This is a genomic window from Pedobacter sp. (assembly GCF_035566355.1).
Lineage (GTDB): Bacteria > Bacteroidota > Bacteroidia > Sphingobacteriales > Sphingobacteriaceae > Pedobacter.
Map to the genome: position 1 here is coordinate 1 of NZ_DATMRL010000654.1, position 15,524 is coordinate 15,524.

General features: G+C 40.8%; 16 protein-coding genes. 8 read left to right on the forward strand and 8 right to left on the reverse strand.

The features are described from left to right. The 4 genes from VNZ46_RS25715 to VNZ46_RS25730 form a co-directional block, all read left to right on the forward strand. Positions 1-777 (forward strand): amidohydrolase family protein (locus tag VNZ46_RS25715; RefSeq protein WP_325563952.1); only part of this gene is annotated, 777 nt, incomplete at its 5' end. Beyond that, positions 777-1,868 (forward strand): DUF3810 domain-containing protein, encoded by a 1,092-nt coding sequence (locus VNZ46_RS25720; protein ID WP_325563954.1) that lies wholly within the window; start codon positions 777-779, stop codon positions 1,866-1,868. The genes VNZ46_RS25715 and VNZ46_RS25720, both read left to right, overlap by 1 nt. A gap of 84 nt (positions 1,869-1,952) precedes the next feature. Continuing rightward, complete coding sequence (gene dnaK, locus VNZ46_RS25725) at positions 1,953-3,806, forward strand: molecular chaperone DnaK (RefSeq protein ID WP_325563956.1); 1,854 nt, start codon at positions 1,953-1,955, stop codon at positions 3,804-3,806. Positions 3,807-3,848: 42 nt separating this feature from the next. After that, positions 3,849-4,805: a zinc dependent phospholipase C family protein gene (locus VNZ46_RS25730; protein WP_325563958.1), complete on the forward strand. Its 957-nt coding sequence runs from the start codon at positions 3,849-3,851 to the stop codon at positions 4,803-4,805. Here VNZ46_RS25730 and VNZ46_RS25735 read toward each other — a convergent pair. From VNZ46_RS25735 to VNZ46_RS25760, 6 genes are all read right to left on the reverse strand, one after another. Further along, positions 4,802-5,461, reverse strand: a complete 660-nt coding sequence (locus VNZ46_RS25735) for a DedA family protein (RefSeq protein ID WP_325563960.1) — start codon at positions 5,459-5,461, stop codon at positions 4,802-4,804. The two genes, VNZ46_RS25730 and VNZ46_RS25735, sit on opposite strands and share 4 nt — an antisense overlap. A gap of 111 nt (positions 5,462-5,572) precedes the next feature. Beyond that, a complete protein-coding gene (gene dnaN, locus VNZ46_RS25740; protein ID WP_325563962.1) occupies positions 5,573-6,697 on the reverse strand; it encodes a DNA polymerase III subunit beta in 1,125 nt (374 codons plus the stop codon). Between the two features lie 34 nt (positions 6,698-6,731). Then, entirely contained in the window at positions 6,732-8,402 is a 1,671-nt protein-coding gene (gene gldG, locus VNZ46_RS25745; protein ID WP_325563964.1) for a gliding motility-associated ABC transporter substrate-binding protein GldG, read from the reverse strand. Next, positions 8,396-9,124 (reverse strand): gliding motility-associated ABC transporter permease subunit GldF, encoded by a 729-nt coding sequence (gldF, locus tag VNZ46_RS25750; protein WP_325563965.1) that lies wholly within the window; start codon positions 9,122-9,124, stop codon positions 8,396-8,398. Before gldF ends, gldG begins: the two co-directional genes overlap by 7 nt. A gap of 96 nt (positions 9,125-9,220) precedes the next feature. Next, on the reverse strand, positions 9,221-9,751 hold the full coding sequence (locus VNZ46_RS25755; protein WP_325563967.1) for a hypothetical protein: 531 nt from the start codon (positions 9,749-9,751) through the stop codon (positions 9,221-9,223). Between the two features lie 92 nt (positions 9,752-9,843). After that, a complete protein-coding gene (locus VNZ46_RS25760; RefSeq protein ID WP_325563969.1) occupies positions 9,844-10,551 on the reverse strand; it encodes an ATP-binding cassette domain-containing protein in 708 nt (235 codons plus the stop codon). Between the two features lie 170 nt (positions 10,552-10,721). On the opposite strand from VNZ46_RS25760, the gene VNZ46_RS25765 reads away from it, so the two are divergent. The 3 genes from VNZ46_RS25765 to VNZ46_RS25775 all read left to right on the forward strand — a co-directional run bounded on the left by VNZ46_RS25765 (position 10,722) and on the right by VNZ46_RS25775 (position 13,522). After that, positions 10,722-12,203, forward strand: a complete 1,482-nt coding sequence (locus VNZ46_RS25765) for a glycine--tRNA ligase (RefSeq protein WP_108550864.1) — start codon at positions 10,722-10,724, stop codon at positions 12,201-12,203. A gap of 124 nt (positions 12,204-12,327) precedes the next feature. Then, a complete protein-coding gene (locus VNZ46_RS25770) occupies positions 12,328-13,029 on the forward strand; it encodes a CAP domain-containing protein (protein WP_325563972.1) in 702 nt (233 codons plus the stop codon). 19 nt (positions 13,030-13,048) lie between these two features. Then, positions 13,049-13,522: a GtrA family protein gene (locus tag VNZ46_RS25775; RefSeq protein ID WP_325563974.1), complete on the forward strand. Its 474-nt coding sequence runs from the start codon at positions 13,049-13,051 to the stop codon at positions 13,520-13,522. An 8-nt stretch (positions 13,523-13,530) separates the two neighbouring features. On the opposite strand, the gene VNZ46_RS25780 is transcribed toward VNZ46_RS25775, so the two are convergent. Both VNZ46_RS25780 and VNZ46_RS25785 read right to left on the reverse strand, forming a co-directional pair. Beyond that, a complete protein-coding gene (locus VNZ46_RS25780; protein ID WP_325563976.1) occupies positions 13,531-13,863 on the reverse strand; it encodes a helix-turn-helix transcriptional regulator in 333 nt (110 codons plus the stop codon). Continuing rightward, entirely contained in the window at positions 13,850-14,194 is a 345-nt protein-coding gene (locus VNZ46_RS25785; protein WP_325563978.1) for a helix-turn-helix transcriptional regulator, read from the reverse strand. Before VNZ46_RS25785 ends, VNZ46_RS25780 begins: the two co-directional genes overlap by 14 nt. A gap of 227 nt (positions 14,195-14,421) precedes the next feature. Here VNZ46_RS25785 and VNZ46_RS25790 point away from each other — a divergent pair. After that, positions 14,422-15,524, forward strand: a 1,103-nt coding sequence (locus VNZ46_RS25790) for an aromatic amino acid hydroxylase (RefSeq protein WP_325563980.1), incomplete at its 3' end; no start/stop codon positions are given.

A 15,524-nucleotide genomic window follows, 5' to 3' on the forward strand; every position in this document is an offset into this window, starting at 1 on the left:
AACATGGCTATTTATAAGGAAAAATATGGGGATCAAATCACCATCGATATGCACCCTCTGATCAGAAGTGCTGAGGCTTGTTATATCTCCTCGTCTATGGCTGTTGAGCTGGCTAAAAAGCACAACACCCGTTTGCACATCCTGCACATCTCTACAGCCAGAGAAGTAGCACTGTTCGATAGCAAGGCTGCTTTGAAGGACAAAAGAATTACTGCAGAAGCCTGTGTACATCACCTTTGGTTTGATGACCGGGATTATGCTGAAAAAGGAAACTGGATCAAATGGAATCCGGCTGTAAAAACAGAACAGGATAAAGATGCCATCTTAAAAGGTGTATTGGATGGCCATATTGACATTATTGCAACAGATCATGCTCCTCATACTATTGAAGAGAAAGAACAGCCGTATTTGCAGGCGCCTTCTGGTGGCCCCTTGGTACAACATGCACTTTCCGCTTTATTAGAGATGTATCATCAGAAAAAAATAACCCTGGAACAGATCGCTGAAAAGACAGCGCACAATGTAGCTACATGTTTCAATATTGACCGGCGAGGCTTTATCAGGGAAGGTTACTGGGCAGATCTCGTATTGGTTAACCTAAATGACCCTGTTAAGGTGACCCGTGCTAACCTTTGGTATAAATGTGGATGGTCACCTTTCGAAGGTCAGGTGTTCCAGTCTGACATTACGCATACCTTTGTGTCTGGCAACCTTGCCTACCAAAAAGGAAAATTCACCACAAATGAGAAAGGACGCCGCTTAACCTTTAACAGATAATGAACAAAACTTATAAACCTGCTTTAAGGCAATTTCTGATAGAACTTGTCCTGGCAGGTTTAATTTTTGCCTGGGGTCTGAGCAGCAATTTAACCGAAAGCTGGTATTCCGGCGGTCTTTATCCTATTGTTTCCGTAGCCTTAAGGTCAATAAGCTTTCTTTTTCCGTTTGCACTGGGCGATTTTTTGTACCTGCTGCTGATCGGTTATATGATCTGGAAACTTTGGCTTTTCAGTAAAGCGCTATACAGAAAAGGTCTTGAGCGCAAACACCGGGTATTGATTCCCTTACAGCTCTTGAACTTTCTACTGATTCTTTATATCGCTTTTAAACTTCTTTGGGGCCTGAATTATTCCAGACCATCTGTATCTTCCAGCCTGGCCATCGGCCATAAAAAGTATAATGTAAAAGAACTGGTGATGCTTGGAAATTTTTTGATTGGCCGGATCAATGCATTACAGCAGATGAAAGACAAGCGGCCTGCTGATCATAAAACCGCTTACACTATTGCAGAACTTCGGCAAGGTGCCAAACAGGCCTATAATCTGCTCGCGCAAAAACAAGCATTTTTCAATTATACCCGGCCTTCGGTAAAACCCGTACTCAACAGCTGGGTAATCACAAAGATTGGAATTGAAGGTTACTATAGTCCTCTATCCGGAGAAGCTAATGTCAATATGCGCATTCCTCCTACCGAACTGCCTTTTATCACCTGCCATGAAATTGCGCATCAAATTGGTGTAGCAAGAGAAGATGAAGCCAACCTGGTTGGATACCTGGTTTCGACCAGCAGTGCCGATCCTGACTTTCGCTATTCCGGCTATTATTCTATATTGAGGAATGTACTGTTCGAAATCCGCATGAAATCTCCGGATGATTACAAAGTCTTATATAAAACCATCAACCCCGGCGTACTTCTGAACTACAAAAAGGACCGGGAATTCTGGAGAAAATATAATGGCGACATGGTCGATTATTTTGGGGCAGCCTTTGATAATTTTTTAAAATTAAACAATCAAAAGAAAGGTTTGAACAGTTACCAGGATATTGTACTCTGGGTATATAATTTTCACGAGAAAGAATTAAAATAAGACAGAAGGCTTTTCATCACCAAAACATCAAATTAGCGGTTTAAATAAGAAAAGCATTAAAAACATTCCTAAATTTGCCAGACTATGGCAAAAATATCCATTAACCTGGCAACAGGTTCTTTACAACAAGAAGAGATCATCGTTGGAATTGATTTAGGAACAACAAATAGTTTGGTTGCTTTTATCAATCCTGAGAAACATCCGCAAGTGATCAATGACCTGGGCAAAGGTCTTCTGGTACCCTCAGTGGTCCATTTTAATGCCCAGGGCGATGCCCTTGTTGGAAATGATGCCAAAGAATTTTTAATTACAGATCCCGAAAACACCATTTTTTCGGTAAAGCGCCTGCTTGGTCGTTCTTATAAGGACGTAGCCAGCCACCAGGATACCTTTTCGTACAAAATCATTGACGATGACCAGGATGCATTGGTAAAGATCAAAGCTGGAAATCGCTTTTACACACCAATCGAGTTATCGGCAGAGATCTTAAAGGAGCTTAAGGGCCGGGCTGAACATGCTTTAAAAACACCAGTAAACCGGGCTGTAATTACAGTTCCTGCTTATTTTAACGATAGTCAGCGCCAGGCCACCCGTGATGCGGGTAAATTGGCTGGTCTGGATGTTTTAAGAATTGTAAATGAACCAACGGCTGCAAGTTTAGCCTATGGACTGGGTTTAGATCCCACTCAGCAGAAAACCATTGCTGTATATGATCTTGGCGGGGGTACATTTGATGTCTCTATTTTATCCATTCAAAATGGGATCTTCGAAGTTCTGGCAACGAATGGAAATACCTTTCTGGGGGGAGATGATTTTGACCGGGCTATTGTCCATTACTGGATTGAAAAGAACAAACTGGACCAGCAACAACTGAAAGAAGACGCAGGTCTGATGCAACACCTTCGTTTAAAGGCAGAGGAGGCGAAAAAAGCCTTGTCTACACAGAATTTATTTAACGAGAAACTGGGTGATATCTGGTGCAGCATAGATAAAAATACATTTGAAGACTTGATTTCTTCTAAAGTTGAGCAAACGCTGGACTCTTGTAAGCAAGCCCTTAAAGATGCAAAACTTAGTGCTGCCGATATTGATGAAGTGGTACTGGTGGGCGGATCTACCAGAACCCCGCTTGTTAAAAAACAGGTCAGTACTTTCTTCAACCGCGAACCTCATGATCAGATCAATCCGGATGAGGTAGTTGCCCTTGGCGCTGCGATACAGGCCGATATCCTTGCAGGAAATCGTTCTGACATCCTTTTACTGGATGTTACCCCACTGTCTTTAGGGATTGAGACCATGGGTGGACTGATGGACGTGATCATCCCCAGAAATGCAAAAGTACCTACAAAGGCAGGCAGACAATATACCACCTCTATCGATGGTCAGGTCAACATGAAAATATCCGTGTTCCAGGGCGAACGTGATCTGGTGCAGGAGAACAGAAAATTAGCCGAATTTGATTTAAAAGGAATTCCGTCAATGCCTGCTGGATTACCTAAAGTGGATATTAACTTTCTCTTAAATGCAGATGGTATCTTAACTGTTCAAGCCATTGAACTGCGCTCGGGAGTTAAACAGGAGATTGAAGTTATTCCTTCTTATGGTTTAACCGATGATGCCGTAGAAAAAATGCTGATTGACAGTATTACTTATGCAAAGAGTGATGTAGAGCAGCGTATGCTGATTGAAGCCAAAGGTGAAGGAGAACAATTGGTTTATACCGCAGAACGTTTTGTAGAAAAGAACGGACAGGTTCTGACTGAAGAAGAAAGAAAAGATACTTTGACCTATATTGAGGCTTTAAAATCTGCATTGCAGACGGGAGGTAAAGATGAGATCCTTAAAAAAGCAGATGAGCTGAACGAATTTACCAGGCCATTTGCTGAGCGCCTGATGGATCTCGCTGTGGCCCAGGCCATGAAAGGTAAATCTATTTAAGGCATAGCAAATATTCCATTCCCGGTCGTTAGTTTTACGTAAATGAAGCAAGTCTTTATTTACGTAACCCTCGCGGGAATACTCCTGGTTTTCGGATCCTGGGGATTTTATGCCCATAGGCAAATCAATCGCCTGGCTGTATTTACCCTGCCTAAAGGCATCAGCCGGTTTTATAAGTCCAATATTAGTTATTTGTCAGATCATGCAGTTGATCCGGATAAGAGAAGATATGCAGACACCGCAGAAGCTCCAAGACATTATCTTGATGTGGAAGCTTATGATAACTGTATAGACAGTATTCCAAGAAAATGGGATCTTGCTTTAAAGAAATATAGCAGGAAAATGCTCCAGGAAAATGGAATACTACCCTGGCATATCCAGCGAAGCTATCTTAAACTGGTGAATGCCTTTAAACAAAAGGATTCTGTTAAAATATTGATCTGTTCTGCCCAATTGGGACATTACATTGCCGATGCACATGTACCACTGCATACAACCAACAACCACAATGGTCAACTTACAAACCAGGTGGGCATCCATGCTTTCTGGGAAAGCAGATTGCCAGAGCTCTATGCTGATCGTTATAATTACCGGGTGGGTAAAGCCTTTTACGTTGCCCAGCCGTTGCAGGAAGCCTGGAATATGGTCAGCCATACGCACAGCTTAGTAGATTCTGTTTTGAAACTGGAAGCCAGCTTAAGTTTGAGCTTTCCACATTATAGGAAATACAGCTTTTCCAAAAGAAAAGGCCTGCTAACCAGGCAATACTCCGAAGACTATTCCAAAGCTTATCATGAGGCCATGAACCATATGGTAGAACGTCAGATGCGCTCGGCTATCCATTACATCGGTTCCTTCTGGTATTCCGCATGGATTGATGCCGGCCAGCCGGATATGGAGCAACTCAAAAGAATTGACCTTCCGTTCGAAGAAAGACAAAAAGAAACCCTGGAAAACTTAAAATATGAAAAGGGATCAATTATCGGACGTGAATACTAGACCGGTTTATTTTCCTTCTTTTTCAATTTAGATTTAACAGCAGCCAGTATTGCGGGAAGGAATGTAACCACCGCAATCACAATGATGACGATATCGAAATTCTTTTTCACAACGGGAATCTGACCAATGAAATAACCTGCCAGTAATAAACTTGCAATCCAGGCCACACCTCCTATGACATTGTAAAAAGTAAACCTGCCGAATGGCATTTTGGCAACTCCGGCAACAAATGGGGCTATTGTTCTGAAAATGGGCAGGAAACGGCTAAAAATGATGGCCTTACCGCCGTGCTTTTCAAAAAACTCGTGTGATTGATGATAATATTCGAGTTTCAGTATTTTGTTCTTTTCACTAAATACCCTTATCCCCAGAATACTCCCCAGTTTATAGTTTAAACTGTTCCCAAGAATAGCCGCTGCAATAAGAATCAGCAACATTACCCAGATATTTAATCCTGTATTTTCTCCGGCAATTAAAGTACCCATAGCAAACAACAGGGAATCTCCAGGAAGAAATGGTGTAACAACGAATCCGGTCTCTGCAAAAATGATCAGAAAAAGAATAAGATAAGTCCAGGTTTGGTAATCCCTGATGATCTCCTCCAGGTGTTTATCAATATGGAGAATAAAGTCTAATAATTGTGAGAAAAGTTCCAAGGCAGTATAATTAAATCCAAAAATAGGAATATCAGGGTATTTACCATGAGCATTATATAAAAAATGGCTTATTTAATACAAGCCATTTTTTATATAACTGAAATAAATATATTAGTTATAGCTGTTCAGCATAACTGGCATCACCAGCATCAAAACATCTTCATTTTCATCATTGGTTTGCGGGATCAATAGTCCTGCACGGTTTGGTGTAGAAAGTTCCAAAGTTACTTCTTCACCAGAAAGATTGCTCAGCATCTCAATTAAAAATTTTGCATTGAAACCAATTTCAAGATCCTCCCCTTCGTACTGGCAGCTTAAACGCTCATGCGCTTCATTTGCAAAATCAAGATCTTCCGAAGAAATGTTCAGTTCACTTCCGCTGATCTTCAAACGAACCTGGTGTGTGGTTTTATTGGCAAAAATAACCACCCTTCTTAAGGTATTCAGGAACAGCGCACGATCGATAACCAGTTTATTTGGATTGTTGGCAGGAATAACGGCTTCATAATCCGGATAACGCTCATCAATCAGACGGCAAACCAGGTTAATGTTCTCAAATTTAAAAAAGGCACTGGTTGCATTGTAATCAACAGATACGTTAATATCTCCGTTTGGTAATGCAGCTTTTAACAAGGTCAAAGCCTTTTTAGGTAAAATGAAAGAAGTGGTTTTATCCGCTTTGCTATCCATTCTTCTGTATCTCACCAATTTATGGGCATCTGTTGCTACAAAGGTGATGTGCTGATCAGACAACTGACAGAATACACCTGTCATTGCAGGACGCAATTCATCGTTACTTACTGCAAAAATGGTTTTGGTAATGGCCTCCGTTAATACAGATGCCGGCAAATTTACAGAAGAAGCATTCTCTACAATCGGAATTTTAGGAAAATCATCTCCATTTTCTCCGCTTAATTTATATTTACCATCACCTGCACTGATCTCAATAGAGAAAGAGTTGTCATCAATATTAAAAGAAATAGGCTGATCTGGAAGGGTTTTCAAGGTATCCAGTAAAATTCTGGCCGGTACCGCTACTTTACCGCCTTCTTTTGACTCTACCGGTAGAGAGGTGGTCATACTGGTTTGCAGATCCGTAGCTGAAATGGTTAAGTTGCCTTCTTTAATTTCAAAAAGGAAGTTCTCCAATATAGGCAAAACAGTACTGCTGCTGGACGCACCATTAACCGTTTGTAAATGTTTTAATAATGTTGAAGTGGAAACTATAAATCTCATAATATGATCTTGTCAATTCTCAAAAATATAAAAATTACCTTGCATACTTACGTTTACGGTAATAATGTTGAAAAATTGCGAACGATATCAACACCAATATGGGAAAAACAACATTAAGGAGTTGCCATTTCAGCCTTTCCGCATGCACTTTAGTTTTATCCAACAACCTGATCTTAACCTCTTTATTTCTCAATTCAATTAAATTATCATCATTAACGAGGTAATCTGCAATATTTAATAATAATGATTTGTTTCCGAAATTCTGTTGGGTGTAGCGGTCAAATCCAAGCGGAAAGGCCGAGCCGTCTTTTGCACTGACCTGGTTCTTAAAAATATCTCCGTCTCCGATCACCACCATTTTGGTAACCTGGCTCAGACCAGGAGTTTCAAACGGAACAGGTATTCCTTCGGGCACGCCCCGGTTCAGGAAAAGAGAAGGAAACCGACCTTCCAACAATACCCCCAGAATTTTAGGCGTACTGGCATAATCTCTTGGATCCGGGCGCTCGGCTACCGTCTGCAATGCCAGCAGCATAGGTGTGTTGTGTACTTTATTGAACGCAGAAGTTTTGAGAATCACTTGCTTTTTAATGCCTTTAACCCCAATGGTATCTACGGTGCTGGAAAATTCGCTTCTTACAGCATCTATATTTTTAACCAGAACACTGGCAGAATCCGGGAGCATCAAAGGATAATAAACCCATGGTGCTAACTGGATTTGTTGTGTATTACCCATAGCCAGGGGAATTTCAACACAATTGGCATCTGCCACCAGATTATAATTGATCCTTGCCCCATAGGTAAACAGCTGGTCGTCCAGCCCGAGTTTATTGTTAAAGGCCAGTTGTTCGCCTTTTCCTTTCAAACTATCCAGATCCGCACTCACCTGGTCTATACTCCAGACCACCCTGCCTCCTTTCATCACAAAATAATTGATCTTATATTTTTCTGCTTCTGAGAATTCTTCGCGGGGTTTAACGATAAAAAGGACTTTCAGTTTATCCAGGCCTGCCTGATCAATGAGTTTTAAATTGACCCGTCCTGTTTCATAGCTTTCAGAAAGGCTTTTTATGGCATCATCCAAATAGGCGTCTGATGGTTCTCCATTCGATTCGGTAAAACCAATCCTGGGGTTTTCACCTGTAACGACCTTTTTTATAGCTGAAGTGAAGGCATACTCGAGGTTCTGAATGGAATTATTAATATTTTCTTCATATCCCCCTGCAGCAGCCTGATTCTGTAACAGCTTTAGCGGAATTTGCCGGTCATCACATTGGACAACTGCCATAGGGAAGATCGTTTTTTGTGTAAATCCATTATCCGTTTTGATATTAAGGCTCGTGGGTTCTACACCTATACTATACAAATGGCTGATCACTGTATCCTGTTCATTTTGCGGCAAACCTGATATCGGATCTGCAAAAACAATTTTAAAGTCGGTTTTGGAGTTGGCTTTATAATCCGCCAGCAGATCCTGAACAGCATTTTTCAGTCTTTTAAATGCAGGAGGCAAATCACCATCCAGGAAAACAGTCACCTTAATTTCTTTGACCGGCTTATTTAAAATTTCCAGGGTTTTAGGGCTTAGTGTGAACCTGTGTTCTTTGGTAAAATCAAACCGGGTGTATAGGTAGTGACCAGCTATATTCAGACCGATCAGGACTGCAATTACGGCAATGAACTGAACACCTCTTGACCTTACCATTTTCTGCCTCCGATCACAAAACGGGTGAGACTTAGGAAAAGCACATCAAATGTGAGAAAGTAGAGCACGTCACGGGTATCCAGCACTCCCCTGCCCAAGGATTGATAATGTGCATTTACGCTCAGGTTGTTAAATAGGGTTTCAAACGATTGTAAGGAAAGATTCTTTCCCATCGCATCAATGCCCGTGTAGCAAAGAAAACATATAAAAGCAGCTATAGCAAAAGCAATGACCTGATTTTTACTTAATGAAGAAGCAAAGACACCTACTGAAGTAAACGAACTGCCCAAGAGCAACAAACCAATATAGGATCCGATAACCGCACCGGTATCAATATTTCCGGAAGGCAATCCAAGCTGATGTACAGAAAAATAATAGATCAGAGTTGGAAGCAGTGCAAACAACACCAGAGTCAGGCAGGCAAAATACTTAGCCAGGATAATCTGCCATTCGGTAATCGGTCGTATGGCCAGTAGTACATAGGTACCTTCTCTCCGTTCTTCGGCAAAAGAACGCATGGTCATGGCTGGGATCAGAAAAATAAAAAGGAATGGGATCAGACTAAAAAAGCCATTAAGTTCTGCATAACCATAGTCCAGAATCGAAGTGTCTGGAAAAACCCACAGCAATAATCCGGCAGCAAGTAAGAAGGCACCAATGGTGATATAGGCCATTAAGGAGTTTAGTAAAGCAAATAATTCTCTTTTAAAAACTGCGTACATGCATTTATATAATGACGCCGAAGTTAGAAAAATATCGTCTAAATGAAGAAGGCTTCCCAAAATATGGAAAGCCTTCTGTTTAATGTATTTTAAAATCTACAAACCGAAGTTAATTGCGGCTCTGATTCCGAAGAAAGATAAGGTTCCGTTATTAGACCATCCTTCATAGCGTGCACCCAGATCTATAGAAGCTTTATCAGCCACTGGGAATTCCACACCAATACCTGGAGAATAAGCGAAGGCAGTACCGTTCGCATTCTTACCTGCAAATACTGCACCTAATTCAGCCGCTCCATAGAAATTTTCAACGAAATAGTATCTCAAACCAGCTTTAACCGGAATGAAAGAAGAACTAGGTCCTTTATAACCTAAAACTTCTTTAGGTGAATAACTAACATAGCCTGCACTTCCCGTAACTTTCAAATTTTCTGCAATCGGTGCGATATAAACCAATGACCCACCAACACCCAATTTATAATAGTCTCCAAAGTTACCAGTAGGTAATCCAAATTCCGCACCAACGCTTAATTTAGCCCCACCCATAGCAGGGTCTTTTCTATTCTGTGCAGAAGCACTGGAAAAAGCTAAAACACCTGCGATTGCTGTAAGTAAAAATAATTTTTTCATAAAGTTCGTTTAATTTAAAGAGAAACATTTCTCTACCTGCACCGTTAGCAAATATTTTGCCAATTCAGTTTTTTAGAGCTTTAAAGAAAATTTTATACGGTTAACTTTCTAAAAATATCCTCCAGCACTTCTGAATCCTGATCCTTCTTCAAATCCGTCAGGGAGGAATTTGCGGCGATATTACCTTTGTTAATAATAACAACATCATCACAAACCGCTTCAGCTTCCTGCATAATGTGTGTGGAAAGTATCACCGTTTTATCCCTTCCCAATTCCTTGATCAGTTTACGGATATCTGCCAGCTGATTTGGATCCAGTCCGGAAGTCGGCTCATCTAGAATTAAAACCCTGGGATCATGAACAATAGCCTGAGCAAGGCCAACCCGCTGTCGATAACCTTTAGACAACTGGCCGATTTTTTTGTGTTGCTCCGGACCTAAACCTACCCTTTCAATCACCTCTGCAACGCTCCTGCTCAAATGCTCAAGCTGATAAGTTTGACCTGCAAAACTTAAAAACTCTTTCACATACATATCCGTGTACAGAGGTGTATTCTCAGGCAAATACCCCATAATACGCTTTACCTCCAGATTTTGGGTCAGTACATCAAATCCGCCAACATGTATTTTTCCAGAACTGGGCTGCAGATATCCCGTGAGCATTTTCATTGTGGTGGATTTACCTGCACCATTTGGACCTAAGAATCCCATAATCCTACCCGGTACGGCTTTAAAGCTAATCGCATTTACCGCTATTTGCGATCCGTAATGCTTAGACAAAGATTCTACTTCTATACTCAATTTTTGATCTTTTTTATTTCAAAAGTGCTTTTGCCACTAGGCTTCTGCTCACCAGCATTCAAATTCAGGAGGACGGCCGTATGATTAATATACCCTCATAGCATCAGAATAATCTCCTCCGTCAAAAATAACAATATTTTTTATGCCCAACTTTATATATTTGCAGTATTATGGCCAAAAACAATAACGACGAACAATTTAAAAATGTAATATCTCATGCCAAGGAATATGGTTTTGTATTTCAAAGCAGTGAAATTTATGATGGACTGAGTGCTGTATATGATTACGGACAGCTTGGTGCTGAATTAAAAAACAATATTAAAACGTACTGGTGGAAGGCCATGGTACAGATGCACGAAAACATTGTAGGTATTGATTCTGCAATTTTCATGCACCCCAAAGTTTGGAAAGCCAGCGGTCACGTAGATGGTTTTAACGACCCGATGATCGATAACAAAGATTCAAAGAAACGTTATCGCGCAGATCAGTTAATTGAAGATAAAATTGCCCGTTATGAGAAAGACGGCAAAACAGATAAAGCTGCCAAACTTCAGGCGGCAATGGACGATGCATTGAAAGCAGAAGACCTGCCCCGTTTAAAAACAATCATCGAAGAACATGATATTGTTTGCCCGGTTAGCGGTACAAAGAACTGGACAGAAGTACGCCAGTTTAACCTGATGTTCAGCACACAGTTTGGCGCAATGGCCGAAGGGTCTGAAGAGGTTTATCTTCGTCCTGAAACTGCACAAGGAATTTTTGTCAACTTTTTAAACGTACAAAAGTCCGGAAGAATGAAAATTCCTTTCGGAATTGCTCAAATTGGAAAAGCGTTTAGAAATGAGGTTATTGCCCGTCAGTTCATTATGAGGATGCGTGAATTTGAACAAATGGAGATGCAATTCTTTGTTCGTCCGGGAGAGGACCAGAAGTGGTTTGCTTACTGGAAAGAGGCCCGTTTAAAATGGCATACTGCCCTGGGCACAGATCCTGCAAAATACCGTTATCATGATCACGTTAAACTGGCGCATTATGCGAATGCAGCTACCGATATTGAATTTGAGTTCCCTTTTGGTTTTAAAGAAGTGGAAGGTATACACAGCCGTACGGATTTTGACCTGACACAGCACCAGGAATTTTCGGGTAAAAAGATGCAATACTTTGACAATGACCTGAACGAGGAAGGCAAACCTTATGGAAACTACGTTCCTTACGTTATCGAAACTTCTATTGGTTTGGATCGTATGTTCTTATTAACCATGATCAATGCTTTTGAAGTAGAGGATTTAAGCGAAGGAGATAAACAGGACAGCAGAACTCTTTTACGTTTGCACCCTGCTTTAGCCCCAGTTAAAGTTGCGATTTTCCCATTGACCAAAAAAGATGGTCTACCGGAAAAAGCCAAAGAAGTAATGAACAGTTTAAAATACGATTTCAACTGTGCCTACGAAGAAAAAGATGCAATTGGAAAACGTTACCGCAGACAAGATGCTATAGGAACGCCATTTTGCTTAACTATTGATCATCAAACGCTGGAAGATAATACGGTAACCATCCGTCACCGCGATACGATGGAGCAACAACGAATTGAAATCAAGGATCTTCAGTCGATCATTGAGAGCAAAGTAAGCTGGAAAAACCTGCTGAGATAAAAACCAAAAAGGGCTTGTATTTTTTACAGGCCCTTTCTTATTATTATCCAGCTAAATACAGACCAGAACCATGCCAAAATGTAACCTGTATACATAAAATGAAAATCAGGACGTTTATCATACCATGAAATCTACCATTATAGCCCTATTTTTAATTTTCCCTCTGATTGCCCTTGCGGGGAAAAAACCTGTTCGTTATCCGGAGAACTCCTGGTCGAAAGAAGAACTGGAAATGGCGAACACAGCAAAAAACACACCTTATCTCTCCCAGGAGGAAAAAGACATTATTCTCTATATGAATCTGGTCCGAATGGACGGCACACGATTCTTCAATACCTATTTACAGGATTTTATAGCTGATTATAATCAAAGGATGCAGCAGTACAGCAACTATAACGAGCTTAAAATCACAAAAAATGACCGGTACTATAAAAGTCTGCAAGCTGATCTGAAAAAAATCAAAAATCTTGGGCTATTTTATCCAGATGAAACATTAACCTACGTTTCTCTGCAGCATGCAAAAGACATGAACAATCATAATCTTGCTGGACATAATTCCTACGACGGGCGTACGATGAAGGACAGGATTACAAAATATTACCCCAACCGGTCTATGGCTGAAAATCTGGCATTTGGCTTTTCTAATGGTCTGGCAAATGTATGTGTGCTGCTGATCGACAAGGGCGTTCCCGATCTGGGCCACCGCAAGAATATCCTGAACAGCACCTATGGGCTGAATATTGTCGGGATCAGCATCCGTCAACACCCCAGGTATAAATACGCTGCTGTTATAGATTTTGTTGGTATTCCAAATCTTAAAATTTAACTTCGCCCAAATTTCAAACATGCGCAAGGCAATATTAAAGATCATAGATTTCTTTTACCCCCCCTTTTCCCGCTGGATATCCCTCCATACTTTCAGGTACATGGCCTCGGGAGGAACAACCGCTGCGTCTGGAATTATTGTCTATTTTATCGTTTATAACCTCATTCTCCATCAGAAAGATGTGCAGATGGATGGTCTGCTGATTACCGCGCCCATCGCTGCTTTGGTCATTGAATCTTTCATTACTTTCCTGATTGGCTTTGCACTAAACAAATACCTCGTTTTTACTCATTCTAATTTAAAAGGCCGCATCCAGTTGTTTCGCTACGGTTTTGTAGTGGCCATAAATATTGGCCTTAACTACGGTTTCATAAAAGTCCTGGTGGAGGCATTTGGCTTTTATCCAACCATAGCTAAGGCCGTTACGACCATTATTCTGGCTATTTTCAGTTATTTCGCGCAAAAACACTTCTCCTTCAAAGTCAGAAAATAACCTTATTATTATTCCATCTTAAAGTTCGCTATTCTTTCCGTCAAGGTGCATAAGGTATCTTCTGCTTGTTTAAGTTTTTGAAGCATCAACAATTTTTCGGGACTGGATAAATGAGTGCGCAAATGATCCGGTGTAACCAGGGCTCCCCTCCTTACTTTAAATATTTCTGCAATCTTACACAATTCGTTTAAGTTGATCTCCTTCTGTCCATTTTCAATCTTCTGGTAGGTTCTAACTGCAATTCCAAGTGCAAGAGCGATGTTTTTTCTTTCTTTGGGACTGGTTCCGCTTAATAATTTTATTACATTTTCCGAGACCATGCTCTCTCTATTTTGTTTCATTTGCATACTCCATATTTTTCTCTAACAAACTGATTAATTTTCCCTGTTCTTCAATGATCCTGCTGCGATACTGGCTCAACAGACGTTCATCTTCCTCCAGTTCAGCCTCAAGAGGGTCCTGCTCAGGATCTTCCTGATCCAGCAATGCAGCACAATCAACTCCAAGTGCCTGTGCAATCAACAGCAATTTCGACAACGTAATTTTAATTACCCCCATCTCCATTTTATAATAAGTAGAAGCGGTAACATGCAAAACTTCCGCAACGTTCTTTTGCGGCATTCCCTTTCTAATTCTCAGGGCTGAAATTTTTTTCAAAATAGTTTCCATCATACATTTCTTGATCAGTAAAATTTTAGTTAATAACCCACCAATGTAGATTCAAAAAATATTTTAATCACCATCAGCAAAATAAATAATTTAAAATTTTCGCAATTCCCTTTTAGAACTAAACCATATATATTCCCAGTCCAAACCAGGCAACAACATTAACTCCTCTAGATTTTATTTGTTTAACTTTACCCAACTGATTTAACTAACCAGATCATAAAAAAACTGTGATGTCCGATTTCAACGACTTTAACAACCCACAAGTGGCTAAACTGCCAAAACACCTACGGCAATTCATTGTGGAACAGCACTATGAAAAATACACGCCAATAGACCAGGCGGTGTGGCGTTATGTAATGCGCCAGAATTATAGCTACCTGAAGCACGTTGCCTATTATCCATATATAAAAGGATTACAGCGTGCAGGCTTAAGTATAGAACGCATACCTGATCTGCAGACCATGAATGACAACCTGGGCAAGCTTGGCTGGGGTGCCGTTACCGTAGATGGTTTTATCCCTCCGGCTGCTTTTATGGAGTATCAGGCCTATCATGTACTGGTTATCGCTGCCGATATCCGTCAGATTAACCATATAGAATACACGCCCGCACCCGATATCATTCACGAATCGGCCGGACATGCTCCTATCATCGCAGATGCGGATTACAACAGCTATTTAAGCTATTTTGGCTCTATTGGTGCGAAAGCAATGTTTTCTTCCAAAGATTTTGAACTCTATGAGGCCATACGTCATCTTTCCATCTTAAAAGAAGCCATAGACGCCAATGAAACAGAAATAGAGAAAGCAGAAAAACATTTACGGAAAATTGCAGACAATATGGGCGAACCGTCAGAAATGGCCTTACTTGGCCGCCTGCACTGGTGGACTGTAGAGTATGGCCTGATTGGCACTTTAGAAAACCCCAAAATATATGGTGCAGGTTTGCTTTCTTCTATCGGGGAGAGTTCAACCTGTATGAAAGAAGATGTTGAAAAACTTTGGTATACTATTGACACCATCAACTATCAGTACGATATTACCAAACCGCAGCCTCAATTATTTGTCACAGAAACCTTCCAGAATCTCATCGATGTACTGGAACAATTTGCAGATACCATGTCTTTCAGACGTGGCGGGGCAGAAAGCATTCATAAAGCCATAGAATGCAAAAATCCTGCAACCGCAGTGTACAGCTCTGGTTTACAGGTAACCGGTATATTTACCGATATGGGTACAAATGAGAAGGGTGAATTGAGTTTCATTAAGACCTCGGGAGGTTCTGCACTGGCTGTTGAAAACAAACAGTTGGAAGGCCATAGCAAACACTATCA

Bases quoted from the DNA above. Each gene is read 5' to 3' on its own strand.
- gldG (WP_325563964.1), bottom strand. From the start codon at position 8,402: ATGGTAAGGTCAAGAGGTGTTCAGTTCATTGCCGTAATTGCAGTCCTG.
- VNZ46_RS25785 (WP_325563978.1), bottom strand. From the start codon at position 14,194: ATGATGGAAACTATTTTGAAAAAAATTTCAGCCCTGAGAATTAGAAAG.
- VNZ46_RS25720 (WP_325563954.1), top strand. From the start codon at position 777: ATGAACAAAACTTATAAACCTGCTTTAAGGCAATTTCTGATAGAACTT.
- dnaK (WP_325563956.1), top strand. From the start codon at position 1,953: ATGGCAAAAATATCCATTAACCTGGCAACAGGTTCTTTACAACAAGAA.
- VNZ46_RS25775 (WP_325563974.1), top strand. From the start codon at position 13,049: ATGCGCAAGGCAATATTAAAGATCATAGATTTCTTTTACCCCCCCTTT.
- VNZ46_RS25770 (WP_325563972.1), top strand. From the start codon at position 12,328: ATGAAATCTACCATTATAGCCCTATTTTTAATTTTCCCTCTGATTGCC.
- VNZ46_RS25780 (WP_325563976.1), bottom strand. From the start codon at position 13,863: ATGAAACAAAATAGAGAGAGCATGGTCTCGGAAAATGTAATAAAATTA.
- gldF (WP_325563965.1), bottom strand. From the start codon at position 9,124: ATGTACGCAGTTTTTAAAAGAGAATTATTTGCTTTACTAAACTCCTTA.
- dnaN (WP_325563962.1), bottom strand. From the start codon at position 6,697: ATGAGATTTATAGTTTCCACTTCAACATTATTAAAACATTTACAAACG.
- VNZ46_RS25755 (WP_325563967.1), bottom strand. From the start codon at position 9,751: ATGAAAAAATTATTTTTACTTACAGCAATCGCAGGTGTTTTAGCTTTT.
- VNZ46_RS25730 (WP_325563958.1), top strand. From the start codon at position 3,849: ATGAAGCAAGTCTTTATTTACGTAACCCTCGCGGGAATACTCCTGGTT.
- VNZ46_RS25765 (WP_108550864.1), top strand. From the start codon at position 10,722: ATGGCCAAAAACAATAACGACGAACAATTTAAAAATGTAATATCTCAT.